Raw genomic sequence first — 15379 nt, forward strand, 5'->3', positions numbered from 1 at the left:
GCTATCGTCCACAGTTCTACTTCCGTACTACTGACGTAACTGGCGCAATCCAATTACAAGACGGTACTGAAATGGTAATGCCTGGTGATAACGTTGAGATGGGCGTAGAGCTTATCCACCCAATCGCTATGGACAAAGGTCTTCGCTTTGCAATTCGTGAAGGCGGCCGTACTGTAGGCGCTGGTGTTGTTGCTAACGTATTGAACTAATCTATCAGTCTCAGTAATGAGCTTATGAGTTAGTTATGAAAAAGCCGCTCTCTTTATTGAGGGTGGCTTTTTTTTGGGTGAAATAAGTTGATTGAGGGATATGAGCAAATAAAAATCAGCGCACCGATTTTGGCTGTAGGGTGCATCCAGCGTACCTACTTTTAGATATGATATATAGCAAGCGTAGGATGGGCTAGCGGCAGCTTAACTCACAAAGTCTTTGATTCAAAGTCAGATGGTGGGTTAGCCAAAGCGTAACCTACCATTCTATACTTTGACTCCTACGCGACTTGTTTAACGCCTGATATATGAGTTAGTACTAAACCGCTTATCGACCTCGATTTATAGACCCTGCGTAGAAAAGCCCAACTATTTAATAGTTGGGCTTTTTTGTTCCAGCAAAAATTTAATCAAGGCTCGTAACCGTAAAGGCCGAAATTTATTAGGCAACAAAGTCAGCCAAGCCGTACCCTGAAACTTGGACTTTAATTGCCAATTGGGTAAAACCTCTATTACTGTACCTTTGCTTAAAGCGTCCTCAATCACAAAATCAGGAAAACTTCCGATTCCTAAATCATTCAATACACCATCTAAACGCATACCCGCATGGTTCACGACATAACGTCCACTCACTGTAACGGTTATTTGCTCGATGGGCTCTGATGATATGTCAGTGACTTGCACAAATCGCCATTGATTGTCCTCAGGTGTCTCTCCTAAGTAAAGACAGTCATGATTTTTTAGATCTAGCGGATGCGCTATGGCGTATGAGCTCGACGCTAAGTAGCGCGGTGTCGCACATAACACCTGCCGTACTTGCCTCAAGGGTTTAGCAATCAAGTAATCGGACGGTGTTTCGCTTATCTCTATCGCGCAATCAATATTCTCGCGCAATAAATCTAAAGCATCATCCGTGACTTTAATATTTAAATTGATATCAGGATATTGCTTAATAAAGTCTATAAATTGTGACCCCATCATATGACTGGCAAAGCTATCAGGTACACCTATCGTTACATCGCCTGCCAGCAACTCGGCGGATTGATTGGCAACCTCCACTGCGAGGTTCGCTTCATCTAACATATTTTGACAATGTTTTAAAAATAGCTCACCTGTGCTCGTTAAACGCATACTACGCGTGGTGCGCTCAATGAGTTTTATACCTAGCTTATCTTCAAGTTGGTGAATACGCTTACTTACGGAAGAAGGGGTCATTTGTAACGCTTGCGCAGTCCCGCTAAAGCTACCTGACTTAGCAACGTCTTCAAAGATCGCCATATTTACAAGAATATTATTTAAGGTATTTTTGTTCATCAATCATAAACCCATCAATAAGAAGCGATATACAAAAATAAGACTGGCTCATTTGGCAAAACTGTTTAGCGCAATCAGTCATTCTAAGACCGCTAGAGCTTGGGTAATCTATTAGTTGCTGTACCTCTAAGTGCTTTGTTTAATGAGCACCTTGCTAAGACCGACCTCTAGGATAAACCGAGACAATGATTAAAACCGTGAGTAATAGATTAAACAATAGACAGCTTTTATTATTATCCGATATTTGTTTAATCTTAGTTGCTATGCTTTGGGGGTCGAGCTATGGCGCTGCTAAACTCAGCCTACAATATTATCCCGTTCTTGGGTTTTTAGCCATACGCTTCGGGCTTACCAGCATAATACTGGCGCCTGTATTAATAGGCGTCTATAAACAACACACCACACAACTAAAGCGCACGGTCGCAGCAGGTCTGCCACTTGGCACAATTTTACTCGCCATCTTTATATTTGAAACCTATGGTCTGTTTTATACCAGTGTCGCCAACGCCGCTTTCCTAATTAGCCTGTGTATTATCATGACGCCATTTATGGAATGGTTAATTCTAAAAACCCGTCCGCATAAACTCGTTTTTATATGTGCCATTCTATCACTACTGGGTACGTATTTTTTAACGATGGACGCTCAACATAGCGCTGGCATCTCGCTCAATCTAGGCGATAGCCTTATATTACTAGCCGCAGTTGGCCGTGCGCTGATGGTAACCATGACCAAAAAGCTTATTGATAACAAGTCTGCAACCATAAAAATGACAATAGAAATTGCTCAACCTATCTCACTGCTTGCCTTAACGGCGGTGCAATCTATCGTGGTCTTCGTTGGTTGTTTGGTGCTGTTTTTAGTGACTAACTTACTGTCGGGCGACTCAATTATGCCAAGTCTACCTAATAAATCAGCTTTTTGGCTACCGACCTTTTATCTTGTTATCTTCTGTACCATTTTCGCTTTTTTTGTACAAAACTGGGCTGTAAAGATCGGTTCACCCAGTCGTGCATCGCTGCTCATGGGTAGTGAGCCTATATTTGGGGTATTGTTTGCGGTGCTGTTATTTAACGAATACGTTGGGGTGTTAGGTTGGCTAGGAGGTGGATTAATTACACTAGCATCTGTACTATTGGTTGCAAGAGGGCGGTAAACACCAGATTATGCATGTTTGTAGAGTAAGCGTAGAATGGGTTAGCCAAAGCGTAACCCACCAAATGTATAACTATAGTCAACGGCGGGTTATGTTTCTTCTTCACTCTCTATGAGATTTTGAATGAGCTATGCTGAAGAAACTGTACAAGTAAACCTAGTAAACTAAGCATATTAAAAACTTTACGGTAAGGTAAAAAGCTTTGCTAATATAAACCCTGTTCGTAAACACATCTAATAGAGAAAAAATGCTCACTATCGATTTACTCAATAAAAAGTCATCTAAATCTCAGCAAGTGATTCAAGCAGTAGCAAATATTGAAACTATGGTACAGCCGCAAGATGCTTGGGGTTATCAGACAATAATAGAATTGCTTGAGCAGGATAGTATTAATTTATTAGTCGTTTATAAAATTGATCAAATCGTTGGCTACTGCCTATATCAAGTGGTTTTCGAGCAAGCAGAGATCCTTCGCATCGGCACGCATCCTGATTACCAACGCCAAGGTATTGCCTCGCAAGTTTTTGCTAAATTGGATACTGAATTGATGAATAATAAGGTGGAAAATTTATTATTAGAAGTACGCGCAGACAATTTTTCAGCGATTGCTTTGTACGAGCAGCAAGGGTTGGCAGTGATTCATCGGCGTAAAGGCTACTACCAAATGCCTCATCGCCCAGCCATTGATGCGTTGATTATGCAGCGTGTGCATCTTTAATAGCCATGAATAGCACAGATGCTATTGGATTGATAAACGTTAGGAATGAAGAAAGGCTCTAGATCACTCGGGGATGGTCTTTTTACAGACTTCAATATCGAGCTCATAGTCACTATCTGCTTGCATGCGTTCTAATATTTCGATGCGCTCGCTTAAGAGCTCTACCATGACATTGATATTGGCTTGTTGTTTTTTGACTTGAGCCAGTTTTTGCTGAGTGAGACTTAGCTGTAAATCAATATCGAGCTGCCCATCATAATAGTCATTAAGACTGTCTCTGATTTCAGTGAGTGTAAAGCCAATAGCTTGTGCGCTCTTAATCAATTCAATGCGCTCAATGCATTCAGGATGAAACTCAGTATAGAGCCGTGAGCCTGCTTGTCGCTTACGCGACTTGAGTAGCCCTAGCTCATCATAATGACGCACGGTGTCTTTGGTGGTATTGGCTTCGCTCGCCAGCTTTCCAATTAATAAAAATGATGTATCAGGTGCCATAATAACCTCGTTGTTTTGTCGCTGTCACCACCATCATGAGTTGAGCTGCCAAGATTCCTTGCTATCAAGGAGCGATACACTTAGGGAGTTGTGAGAATTCTTTTGCCACTTGACTGAATGAGTGGCTATTAGCGTATCCAATTGAGAAAGAAATTCAGCACGTGGTAAGGTGGTTGCGCCTAAGCTCATGAGATGCTCATTGGGTAATTGGCAGTCTACGAGTGCCACGTTGCTCTGCTCACATAAGCGCATCAAACCCCAAAATGCTAACTTAGAGGCGTTGGATGCACGGTGAAACATCGACTCGCCAAAATAGATATTGCCTATTTTTAATCCGTACAATCCACCAATGAGTGTGCCTGCGTCATCCCAAACTTCGATACTATGTGCAAATCCATGAGCATGTAGTTTAGTATAAGCCTCGATCATCTCATCATGAATCCACGTGTGCTCACCTTCAGGCAGGTCAGTATTGAGACCATCACTGCGCGGTAAACTACAGGCGTGAATGACGTCATCAAAAGCTTGATTGAGTGTCACTTGCCAACGCACGCGGCTTGCTTGCTTGCGTAGAGATTTGCTGGGTTGATAGTCGGTCGGCACAATCACGCAGCGCGGTTCAGGGCACCACCAAGCGATAGGCTCATCTTCATTAAACCAAGGAAACAAGCCTTGCGCATAAGCAGAGATGAGCGTCTCGGGCGCTAAGTCGCCGCCCATAGCGACGATACCGACTCCATCAGGATCAATAGAAATAGGATCAGGAAAGTCATAACGCCCAAGACTTTTTAAGGTCTCAGGCGTGATAAGCTGCTCGTTGTTATTGGCGTTATATTGTGAGAAGCTGTTCATTTAGTCTTCTTGATCAGCAGTCAGCGTTGACGCATAAGTATGGTCTAACGCAGTGGCTTCGCCAATCGCATCCAAGTATTTCTCAGCATCAAGCGCGGCCATACAGCCAGTGCCAGCAGAAGTGATGGCTTGACGATAGACGTGATCGGCCACATCGCCTGCTGCAAAAACACCCTCGATACTGGTTTGTGTGGCGTTACCATTTAGGCCACTGTTAACGATAAGATAGCCGTCTTTCATGTCGAGCTGACCTTTGAATAGATCGGTATTAGGCTTGTGACCAATGGCGACAAACATACCAAATACATCTAGTTGCTTGGTACTGCCATCAATCATAGATTCAATAACGACGCCATTGACACCCATGTCATCACCGACGACTTCTTTTACTTGATGGTTCCATTCGATTTTGACGTTGCCATTCTTGGCTTTTTCGAACAATTTATCTTGTAAGATTTTTTCAGAGCGTAAACCATCACGGCGATGCACTAACGTGACTTCAGAGGCAATGTTAGATAAATATAGTGCTTCTTCGACTGCTGTGTTACCACCGCCAATCACCGCGACTTTTTGGTCTTTATAAAAGAACCCATCGCAAGTGGCACAAGCTGACACGCCCAAACCTTTAAATTTGGTTTCTGACTCTAGCCCCAAATATTGTGCAGACGCACCCGTTGAGATAATCAAGGCATCACAAGTATAGGTGCCATTGTTACCTGTCAATTGAAAAGGGCGTTCACTCAGATTGACATCATTGATATGGTCATAAACCAATTCTGTACCAAAACGTTCAGCATGAGCCTTCAGGCGTTCCATCAGTGCAGGGCCTGTCAAATCATGCGCATCGCCTGGCCAGTTGTCGACTTCGGTGGTGGTGGTTAATTGTCCACCCACTTCCATACCAGTGACCATAACGGGCTTGAGGTTAGCGCGCGCAGCATAGACCGCGGCAGAGTAACCCGCAGGGCCTGAGCCTAAAATAATGAGCTTTTCGTGACGTGGAGCGGTAGTATCAGTTGCCATGAGTGGTTCCTTGCAAAATATACGAATTAAAAATGTGAGTGATAAATATAATAAAAAGACAAACGTCAAAAGGTGCGACTAATATAGTTTTTCTAATTGCTATGAGATAATAACATAAGGGCACAGCGCACAAAGTGCAAGTTTGCTAAAACAAACACAGGTATCATTAGAATCAAAGAATAAATAGCTTTGGAATATAAGTGCAAAAAACAGAGGCTATTTTATAGAATTTAGGCAATACAGTGAGCAATATTTTGCCACTAGTGTTTCGCTAACCAGCTGTTTTCTTGCGCAAAGTATCTATTGATTTACTTTCTTACACGCTTTCTTTATAAGACTGTCGCCACTGCACCTATGTATTTGTTATTATAAGAAGTTATGCCAAGTGTAGTAGGAGCCAAGCGATAACGGTTGTTTAAAGGCTCTATGATCGGCACATGCCAAACAAACACTTCGCTCGGTACATTTATGTCAACACTTTATGTCAGCATGATTAGGCTTAGTCATGCACTGGCGACCATTTAGTATTAATAACAAGGCAGATTTTACGTGATATCAGCACCGCTTATTGAGTATTTAAAAAAGGGAATATTTACCCTCCTTGGGTTAATACTGGCCGTTTATCTGTTTGTCATTTTGATGACGTATACAGGCAACGATCCTAGTTGGTCGCACATCAGTAGTGACATGACCACCATTAATAATATGGGTGGCGAGATGGGGGCGTGGTTGTCTGACCTGCTTTATAGCTTTTTTGGTTTTGGCGCATGGTGGTTGTTGGCGTTTGTGGTCTATGAGTCTATTCTTATTTGGTGGGACAATAAGCCGACGTTTTGGTTGCTACGTGTAGTCGCTTACGTGTTTTTGATTCTAAGTGCCAGCGCCTTATTTGCGCAGTTGGTCGCTTTAGTGCAGCAAATAGCAGATCCAGTTACCACAGGTCTGACAGGGGTCGCGGGTGGTATCATCGGTCTCGAACTGCAAGCGCGTTTGGCTCAATTATTGTCGCAGTGGGGGAGTGTGGTTTTTTTAACGGTATTCGTAATTATTACGGCGACCTTTGCTTTTAATATTCATTGGCTAGCGATATACCAAAAAATCATGACCCTGTCATGGCTTGGTTCTGGTGTAAAAAACCAAGATAGTCAGTATGAGAGTGTGCATGCCGCTGAAAAGAGTCGTCAGCAGCATGATGAAGCCCTAACCGACGAAAAAGCATCGCGCGCTGTTCCAGAGTATGACCAGCTGCCCCTCGAGCTGCAAGCAACTGAGCATGATGCTAATACGCAACAATCCGATAGCAGTGGTCGCTTTAATCATGTACTCACCGAATTTTTAGCGAGTTCTGGCTTGGGTGCCAGTGTAAAAGCTTCTATGGCAGCAGCCACGCAAGGATCCGCAGTGGGTGAGGGCGAGTACTTACAAAGCGTACCTGCCACGCCTAGTAGCGCTGGCGTAAGCAACTTTAGTGATAATAAGGTATCTGCTACCCCAAGCCCTGTCACGACTCCTAGCCGTAAAGTAGAGCCGAGTTTTGCTTGGAATGATGCCAATACTGTTGATGACTTATTGGCAAGCGATATGGCTATTTACGACCAAAGCATTCATAGCGCTACTCATGATGCTGATTCTGTTGCCCCTGCTTACATCAATAATGCTGAGTCGCCAAAAGAGACAGCAGTGTCTACAAACACGGCAACAGATACGTCAACAGACATGGCAACGCTAGAGCTGGAGACACCAAGCGCGAGCGCTACTGTCAATCCTAATAAAGAAGAGGTCGAGCAAGCAATTACAGAGACAGCAAGCAAGCAAATCGCGCCTAATTTTGCCGATGAGCCTCAGACTATGGCATCAGATGATAGCCATGCAACAGATGAAACGAACGAAACGGTTGATACATTGGCAGAATCTTGGTTGTCAGAACATGCGCCTGTTTCACCTTCTCAAGAAACAGAAGAAGATACTAATGAACCCGATCAGCCAGCACTAAAAACGGTAGAAGATAATACTTATGACGCCTCTGCTGGATCATCAAACAAGTTAGCAGACAAGTTATCAAATGAAGAGCAATGGGAAAGCTCATTGTCAATACAAAATCCTGCTCCAGAAGAGGACGATGTAAATATCGTCGCACCCGTCGCTGATATGACCCCGACCAATACGCCACCGACCAACCCAACATTACCTCCTAAGGTAGAAACTAACGTTTCAGCGCCAGCTGCTGAACCGATAGCCGCATCTAAGCCAACGGTCAGCTTTGCGGTGCCAGAGGGTGATAGCGGCAACCATATTACGGATATGATGCCTGAGGATGACAGCCGCGATGATAATAGCGATACGCCCGTTATGCCGCATATCAGTGACGATGGCGCTTTTAGTCAAAAATCACGCTCGATGCAAACGGCCGCCTATCGCAGCAGCTTAACGCCTATCCCAGAGATCTCTATTTTAGATAAGCCAGATCCTGATCGTAAGCCAAGCTATACCATTGCTGAGCTTGATAAGTTGTCTGAGCTATTAGAGATTAAATTACAAGAATTCAATGTTAAGGCCGCAGTAGTCAATGCCATTCCGGGGCCAGTCGTTACACGCTTTGAAGTAGAGCTTGCTGCTGGGGTAAAAGCCAGTAAAGTTACGGGCATTTCACGTGATTTGGCACGGTCATTATCAATGGCATCTTTGCGTGTGGTCGAAGTCATTCCGGGCAAGCCTTATATCGGTATCGAAGTGCCGAACAAACAACGCGAAATGGTGCGTTTGATTGAGCTGTTGAATACCGAAAAATTCCAAGATCCTAAAGCCCAAATCAGCATGGCGATGGGTAAAGATATCGGTGGTAATGCTATCATTACTGACCTTGCGCGCGCGCCGCATATGTTGGTTGCTGGTACCACAGGCTCTGGTAAATCTGTATTGGTCAACTCAATGCTACTCTCTATGCTACTCAAATATACACCGAACGAGCTGCGCCTGATTTTGATTGATCCAAAGCAGCTTGAGCTGGCAAACTATAACGATATCCCGCATCTGCTGACGCCAGTCGTTACCGATATGACTGAAGCCGCCAGTGCTTTGTCATGGTGTGTGGCAGAAATGGAGCGCCGTTATCAGCTGATGAGCTTATTAAAGGTACGTAAGCTTAACGAGTTTAATAAAAAGGTCATCGCTGCTGAAAAATCGGGCAATCCAATGCTCGATCCATTATGGCGACCCAATGATAGTGTCAGCATAAGCCAAGCACCAAAGCTCAAAACATTACCGATGATTGTCATTGTCGCGGATGAGTTTGCTGATATGATTATGCAAGTCGGTAAACAAGCTGAAGAACTGATTACGCGCTTGGCACAAAAATCACGCGCGGCAGGCATCCATTTAATGCTTGCCACTCAGCGTCCATCAGTCGATGTCATTACCGGTCTAATTAAAGCCAATATCCCTGTTCGTGCAGCGTTACGTGTGAACTCAAAAGTGGATTCACGGACGATTTTAGACAGTGGCGGTGCCGAAGACATGCTTGGTAATGGTGATATGCTGTTTTTAGGCCCAGGGCAAATTGAGCCTGATCGTGTGCATGGGGCGTATGTCAGCGATGAAGAGGTCAACCGTGTCTGTGATGCTTGGCGTGAGCGCGGTGCGCCTGATTATATTGATAACATGGCAGGCAACTTTGAATTGTCTAGTTCTGGCGGTGGTGGCAGTGGCGGCAACGCTTCTGGTGAGGACGATGACTTATATAATGATGCCGTGGCTTTCATCATGGAGACGCGAAAGGTTTCTGCCTCTAGTATCCAGCGTAAATTTAGTATCGGCTATAACCGTGCCGCTCGTATCGTTGATTCAATGGAAGAAGCCGGATTGGTCAGCTCGATGGGTAAAAGCGGTAAGCGTGAGTTGTTGATGTAAAAGATGATAAGTTTGATTAATCATAAAAAGCGAGTCACGAGAGTGGCTCGTTTTTTTATTAGGAATATATGGTAGCGCTGTTGCTTAAATGACTAGTGAGTTTGTTTATCGATTATCAGCAGTGTTTTTTTATACTAAACTGACAGGAGTTATGGGATAGATATCACTTAATTTCAAAAATGTTTAGTCCAATTACTCTCCAAGGAAGGTTAGTTATGTTTAAAGAATACACCCAATACGATGCCCTAGGTTTAGCCAAGCTCGTCAATTTAGGTGAGGTCAGTGCCAAAGAGCTATTAGACGCTGCGACTCATCAAGCCAACACACTGAATCCTAAGTTAAACGCCATCATTCATCGCTTTGATGAGCGTGCTTATGATGCCGCGCAAGCAGAATTGCCAGCAGGTGCATTTAATGGTGTGCCGTACTTACTCAAAGACCTATCATTTTATTTTGCTGACGAACCCATCACGATGGGCAGTCGTAGCGTGAATGTCGTGCCAGAAAACGACAGCGAAATCGTTAAACGTATGAAAGCGACAGGTGTCAATACTTTCGGTAAGACCAATACGCCAGAATTTGGTTTAATCATCACCACTGAACCCAAAGCGCACGGTGCCACCCACAATCCATTCAAAAAGGGCTATAGCTCTGGTGGCTCATCGGGTGGTAGCGCGGCGGCGGTGGCGAGCGGTATCGTACCGATGGCAGGTGCTGGCGATGGTGGCGGTTCGATACGTTTTCCGGCAGCGTGGTGTGGGGCGTTTGGACTCAAACCCAGTCGTGGGCGTAACCCAATGGGTCCCGCATTTGGTGAAGGTTGGGAAGGCGCGGTCGCGGATCACGTGATTACCCGTAGTGTGCGTGATAGTGCTGCGATGCTCGATGCCACGAGTGGCGCTGAGATTGGCGCGCCTTATGTGATTGCGCCACCTGATGGGACATTTTTGCAAGCAGCGATGCGTGCCCCTCGGCAATTAACGATAGCTTTGCATCAGCAGCCATTAGTCGCCAATACAATAGTGGACAAAGAAGTACTGGCTGTACTGGAGCAGACGGCAAAGCAATTAGAAAGTATGGGTCATCGTGTAGTGCCTGCTGAGCCGAATATTAATATCGAACAATTTTGGCATGATTTTTTAGTGGTGGTTTGTACGCATACAGCCTTTACCATTGATAATATCGAACGCAAATTTGGTGCGGAACATATAAAGAACCTAGAGCCACAAACCTATAATATGGCGATGCTAGGACGCTCGCTTTCTGCCGTTGACTTGGCACACGCTAAGCATGGCTGGCATGATAGCCAATATCAAACGGGTCTATTATTAGAGACCTACGATATGATTCTGTGCCCGACCATACCGACGCCTGCGGTTAAGCATGGCGTGCTACCACCAAGTCGTATGGATGAAATGCTCATGCGCAGCGCAGGTCTACTAAATAAAGGCATTGATATGGGGAAATATGCCTTTAGCTCAGGCATGATCGAAAAGCTTAGTCAGCCGGTGCTGGGAAAAATGGCCTTTACCTTGCTGGGCAATGTCACTGGGCTGCCTGCCATGTCATTGCCCTTAGGCATGAGCAAAAAGGGTTTGCCGATTGGCATGCAGCTGATTGGACGTATGAATGACGAGGCGACGCTATTTAGTATTGCGGGCGAAATGGAGCGTGCAGGGTTGTTTACCAAGGCAGCTTTTGAGAAGTAGTTTTATTTTTGCTATCGCTTGATTGATGGTTGCCTAATCGAAGCGATAGATATCCATTCCCAAGCTATGATGTGCCATGCTCTGATGCACGACGGAGACGCGTTGACCAGCTCCTAGGGCAAAAAACAGCGGTAGTAAATGCTCGTCGCTTGGGTGTATGTCACGAAAGTTAGGATACTGCTGCCAGTCTAATGCCGCTGGGATGTCTGTTTTGAGCTGCTGTAGCAACCAGAGCTTAAAGTCTTGTGCGGTCTCATCTATGCTATCGGCTTCCCAGCGTAGGGCTTGTAGATTATGAGTGATATTGCCTGAGCCCACGACAAGTATTTGTTCCTCGCGCAGTTGCGCCAGTTGCGCGCCCAGCTGATAGCAGGCAGCACTGTCATAGTGCCGTGGCAACGATATTTGTACGATAGGCACATCGGCCTGCGGATAGAGATGTCTGAGCGGTGCCCAGACACCATGGTCACTGACGCGCATCGGATTGACGCTACAGGTAATACCGCGTGCCGTTAACTGCTGTGCTAGCGATTCAGCGAGTGCCGGATGACCTGCAGCAGGATATTGTAGCTCATACAGTTCAGGTGCAAAGCCTGAAAAGTCATGCCACGTCTTTGGTTGTGGGTTGCTGCTGATTTCTAGCTTCGCCGACTGCCAATGCGCCGACATAATAACGACGGCACGTGGCTTGGGTAGGTTTTGCCCGATACGAGCCAGTGCACTGGTCGTAGCCGATTGCTCAATCGCCAGCGTTGGGGCACCATGCGAGATAAATACCGCTGGTAGCTTGGCTAAGTTGGTCGCAGTTGACTGCCCAGCTTGGGCGTTTGCCAAAGCTGCTGTGGTCGTAATGGGCGTATGCGTCTCTTGGTGAGGTTGCTCACGTTGCTGATGCGCATAAGGGGCGTTCGGTGTCGCTCGTTTTGGATATTTCATGTTCCGTTTATTAGGGCATGTGCTCGTTTTTCAATCGTTTTGATGAGGTATAACCAGTTCAAAATAAAAACGGTATGCTAAAAACAGCGTTCTGCTGGCATGAGTTTTCCTCGCTTGCTGTGTGCTTTGCCCTTCAGAAGTATCGAAAAACTCATCGCAGCAGCACTGTATTCTTTTTAAGCTGTATTCTTTTTAAATTGAATCGACTATATCTGTCTTAAGCAAACAGTCATTCGTTAACACATCTGCTCATGCTATTTCTAGTTGCCGCGATGATAAGGATGGTTGTGATTGACACTCATCGCCCGATATAGTTGCTCCATCAAGACCACACGTACTAATGGGTGCGGCAACGTCAGCGCGGATAATGACCATTTCACATCGGCTTTTGCCAATACTTCTGGTGATACGCCGTCAGCGCCACCAATCACTAGGGCGATATCATCGCCTTGCTGCATGGCATCGGCCAACTTATCTGCCAACCCTTCTGTCGAGAGCATTTTTCCTTTGACATCCAATACCCATAATTGCTCACGTCCCGCTGCATTGTGAGCGGCTAATATCGCCTGACCTTCTTGCTCGCGATACTGAGCAAGATTGGCATCCGAAGGGTTTTTGGCACGTTTGGCGGCAGCAAGTTCAACAATTTCTGTACTGAGCATCGGTTGGATACGTTTGAAATATTCATCAAAGCCAGTCTGTACCCAGCTCGGCATCTTGTTACCAACGGTCAAAATTCTTACTTTCATAATACTTACCCTGTCAATACGTGAGAAAATGTAACAAAAAAAATCTAAGCTTAAGTTGCCGTAACAAAGACCTCTTTTACAAAGCTTTTTTTTATGCTTTACTAGCATTCGACAAACAGTTGTTCTTTAGTTCGCAATTATCTTGAGAAGTGATGAGCAATTGTACAATGTCTTTATGCAATATTTTTAGGTTATTTTTTGATCTACCATAAGTTCAATTGAAAGTTTTTTTAACGAAAGGAGTCGTTCATGAACCGTACTATATCTAGTGCACTTACCCTTACCGCTGGTGCTCTGCTGTCTACCTCTGTCTTTGCTGCCTCTTTAAACGGCACACAATGGCAAACCATTGATGATAAAACTGGTGAAAAAAAAGCCATCATTCAGCTGAATGAAAGCAACGGTAAAGTCTCAGGAAAAATCATCAAAGTACTCAATAAGGAAGAGGCTAAAGCTGTTTGTACCAAATGTCCTGGCAGCCTCAAGAACAAGCCAATCGAAGGTCTACAGATTCTATCGGGCTTAAAGGCTGACGGTAACAATAAATGGAGCGATGGCAAGTTAGTAGACCCTGAATCCGGCAAGACGTACTCTGGCAAACTCACGTTAAGTGACAACGGTCAAAGCCTAGATCTACGAGGTTATGTCGGTTCGCCACTCTTTGGTCGTTCGCAAACGTGGCAACGTATCAAGTAACGTGTGTAATGCCTACTGGATAGGCTATTGACCAATGCTGTCATTTCAGCAAGCTTGCCATTGAAGCAAGCGTATCATTGAGACATAAATTAACCAGAAAGGATAGCCGATTAGATTGGCTATCCTTTTTTATGTCTGTTTGTTCAACAGACCCTAACCAATTGCTATTACTCTCTAATGACATTATACAAGTGACATTACATAAGTGACATTACATAAGTGAAGCAATGGTTTGCGAGACTTTGTCTTCTGTATTTTGGCTATCAGCATTATCGATTGGTTTTGGAATAATGGTCAGCTTAGCATCAGATTCAAAGACAATGGCTTCAATATCATCGAAGCTGTTCATGCCTTCAGAGCGCATGGCACATTCGATTTCTTGACGGGTCAGCCGCTCATCTCGCATAGCATCGGGCAAAAACTGCCCTTGATAAAAGACAATACGCGGCTCAGATAAAATAAAATTGCTAAATTGCGGTGAGATGGAAGCGTATTTGGTGACCAAAAATTGTAGTAGGTATAGCACCAAAATAGAGGCCACGCCTTCGATAAAAGGGATGTCTTTGAGCAAAATAGTGCTAGCACCCAATGAGCCGATCATTACGGTAACGATCCAATCAAAGTTATTGAGCTGTGATGTGGAGCGCTTACCCGAGATTTTGGTGGTCAGCACGACTAAGACGTAAACCATGACGGTCGTTAAGACGATGCGTCCGAGCTTGTCTATACTGTCAAAAAATAGCATGTCCATAATATTGACTCCTATCAATAGCACAAAGTGATTCAATGTTTAAAGGTCAGGGCGCGTTCTCAATCTGAGCAAAAGCGACTAAATGAGTTAGAAATGGCTAAATCTTGCCAAACTGTGTCAAACAGCTGGTCAATATGACGATATTATCTGCGCTATTTTCCTTGTTTGGCTACAATTTATCTCATTTTTATCACCATTTTCAAAATGAGGACACGCCCAAGCTGCTAAATATCACACCAGCTAAAACCAGCGTAACGGAATTCACGCCCTAATGGTGAATAAACTTTGTAGTACGTTGTAGACAGCAGCGCGTGTTCACCCTGTTTTACGTTTAGGGTTAAGGAGATGATTCAGCGCCAAAATACTGATGCGGGCACTGATAAAAGTCAGTACCAATATCATGACTATGGCAGAAATGAGCGGGAGAGGTTGTTGCATAGCCATCTCAATCAATACTTCACGATTCACTGCATCAAATAAAAAGAACCATATGCCTAAGAAATAAATAGCAGTGAGTAACCAAACTACTGCGACGCCGCCAAACATTAAGCGATTGATTTCACTTTTACTAAGGGCGCGCTGTTGATGCTTAATAAATTTACTGACTGCAATATAAGCACCGATAATGATAGAGAGCACAGTCACCAGTTGCGAATTCAGAGCAAGTTTGGTTTGAATCATCATAAATATTGCGCTGGCAAGAATATAGCCCACCGCAAAAAAACCCACATATTGTGCCAGTTGGGATTGAGCTGACTCATGATTTTTCGGTAGCGCACTGCGATTTGAATGAGTCTTGGATTTATTGAGATTGGTTGTCTTGCGTGACATGAGCGACCCTTTATAAAGGTGAAAAATAGGATGTTA

14 protein-coding genes are annotated in these 15379 nt (G+C 44.6%); 6 read left to right on the forward strand and 8 right to left on the reverse strand.

The window, feature by feature from the left end; genetic code table 11:
- A partial coding sequence (locus IE130_RS13205) for an EF-Tu C-terminal domain-related protein (RefSeq protein WP_505909241.1) occupies window positions 1–209 on the forward strand: 209 nt, incomplete at its 5' end.
- Between the two features lie 369 nt (window positions 210–578).
- On the opposite strand, the gene IE130_RS13210 is transcribed toward IE130_RS13205, so the two are convergent.
- Window positions 579–1523 carry a LysR family transcriptional regulator gene (locus IE130_RS13210; RefSeq protein WP_189586813.1) on the reverse strand — a complete coding sequence of 315 codons (945 nt, stop codon included), beginning with the start codon at window positions 1521–1523 and terminating at the stop codon, window positions 579–581.
- 197 nt (window positions 1524–1720) lie between these two features.
- On the opposite strand from IE130_RS13210, the gene IE130_RS13215 reads away from it, so the two are divergent.
- Together IE130_RS13215 and rimI are read left to right on the forward strand one after the other, a co-directional pair.
- Window positions 1721–2677: a DMT family transporter gene (locus IE130_RS13215; protein WP_227676223.1), complete on the forward strand. Its 957-nt coding sequence runs from the start codon at window positions 1721–1723 to the stop codon at window positions 2675–2677.
- A 247-nt stretch (window positions 2678–2924) separates the two neighbouring features.
- On the forward strand, window positions 2925–3395 hold the full coding sequence (gene rimI, locus IE130_RS13220; protein ID WP_189586819.1) for a ribosomal protein S18-alanine N-acetyltransferase: 471 nt from the start codon (window positions 2925–2927) through the stop codon (window positions 3393–3395).
- Window positions 3396–3458: 63 nt separating this feature from the next.
- On the opposite strand, the gene IE130_RS13225 is transcribed toward rimI, so the two are convergent.
- From IE130_RS13225 to trxB, 3 genes are read right to left on the reverse strand one after another with little or no spacing between them, the layout of a single operon-like run.
- On the reverse strand, window positions 3459–3890 hold the full coding sequence (locus tag IE130_RS13225; RefSeq protein WP_010197134.1) for a MerR family transcriptional regulator: 432 nt from the start codon (window positions 3888–3890) through the stop codon (window positions 3459–3461).
- Window positions 3891–3923: 33 nt separating this feature from the next.
- A complete protein-coding gene (gene aat / locus IE130_RS13230; protein WP_189586822.1) occupies window positions 3924–4742 on the reverse strand; it encodes a leucyl/phenylalanyl-tRNA--protein transferase in 819 nt (272 codons plus the stop codon).
- Complete coding sequence (gene trxB, locus IE130_RS13235) at window positions 4743–5765, reverse strand: thioredoxin-disulfide reductase (protein WP_189586824.1); 1023 nt, start codon at window positions 5763–5765, stop codon at window positions 4743–4745. It lies immediately after the preceding gene.
- A 549-nt stretch (window positions 5766–6314) separates the two neighbouring features.
- Here trxB and IE130_RS13240 point away from each other — a divergent pair.
- Window positions 6315–9671: a DNA translocase FtsK gene (locus tag IE130_RS13240; RefSeq protein ID WP_189586829.1), complete on the forward strand. Its 3357-nt coding sequence runs from the start codon at window positions 6315–6317 to the stop codon at window positions 9669–9671.
- 215 nt (window positions 9672–9886) lie between these two features.
- On the forward strand, window positions 9887–11380 hold the full coding sequence (locus IE130_RS13245; protein ID WP_189586832.1) for an amidase: 1494 nt from the start codon (window positions 9887–9889) through the stop codon (window positions 11378–11380).
- 33 nt (window positions 11381–11413) lie between these two features.
- On the opposite strand, the gene IE130_RS13250 is transcribed toward IE130_RS13245, so the two are convergent.
- Together IE130_RS13250 and rlmH are read right to left on the reverse strand one after the other, a co-directional pair.
- Window positions 11414–12316 (reverse strand): DODA-type extradiol aromatic ring-opening family dioxygenase, encoded by a 903-nt coding sequence (locus IE130_RS13250; protein WP_227676224.1) that lies wholly within the window; start codon window positions 12314–12316, stop codon window positions 11414–11416.
- Window positions 12317–12576: 260 nt separating this feature from the next.
- Entirely contained in the window at window positions 12577–13065 is a 489-nt protein-coding gene (gene rlmH, locus IE130_RS13255) for a 23S rRNA (pseudouridine(1915)-N(3))-methyltransferase RlmH (protein WP_010196493.1), read from the reverse strand.
- A gap of 249 nt (window positions 13066–13314) precedes the next feature.
- Here rlmH and IE130_RS13260 point away from each other — a divergent pair, with 249 nt between their 5' ends.
- Entirely contained in the window at window positions 13315–13761 is a 447-nt protein-coding gene (locus IE130_RS13260) for a DUF2147 domain-containing protein (RefSeq protein ID WP_010196496.1), read from the forward strand.
- Window positions 13762–13972: 211 nt separating this feature from the next.
- Here IE130_RS13260 and IE130_RS13265 read toward each other — a convergent pair whose 3' ends face one another.
- Window positions 13973–14512, reverse strand: a complete 540-nt coding sequence (locus IE130_RS13265) for a DUF421 domain-containing protein (RefSeq protein ID WP_189586835.1) — start codon at window positions 14510–14512, stop codon at window positions 13973–13975.
- A 315-nt stretch (window positions 14513–14827) separates the two neighbouring features.
- Window positions 14828–15343: an ABZJ_00895 family protein gene (locus IE130_RS13270; RefSeq protein ID WP_189586837.1), complete on the reverse strand. Its 516-nt coding sequence runs from the start codon at window positions 15341–15343 to the stop codon at window positions 14828–14830.
- Between the last annotated feature and the right edge of the window lie 36 nt (window positions 15344–15379).

Source organism: Psychrobacter glaciei, assembly GCF_014652895.1.
In the GTDB taxonomy this organism is placed as follows: domain Bacteria; phylum Pseudomonadota; class Gammaproteobacteria; order Pseudomonadales; family Moraxellaceae; genus Psychrobacter; species Psychrobacter glaciei.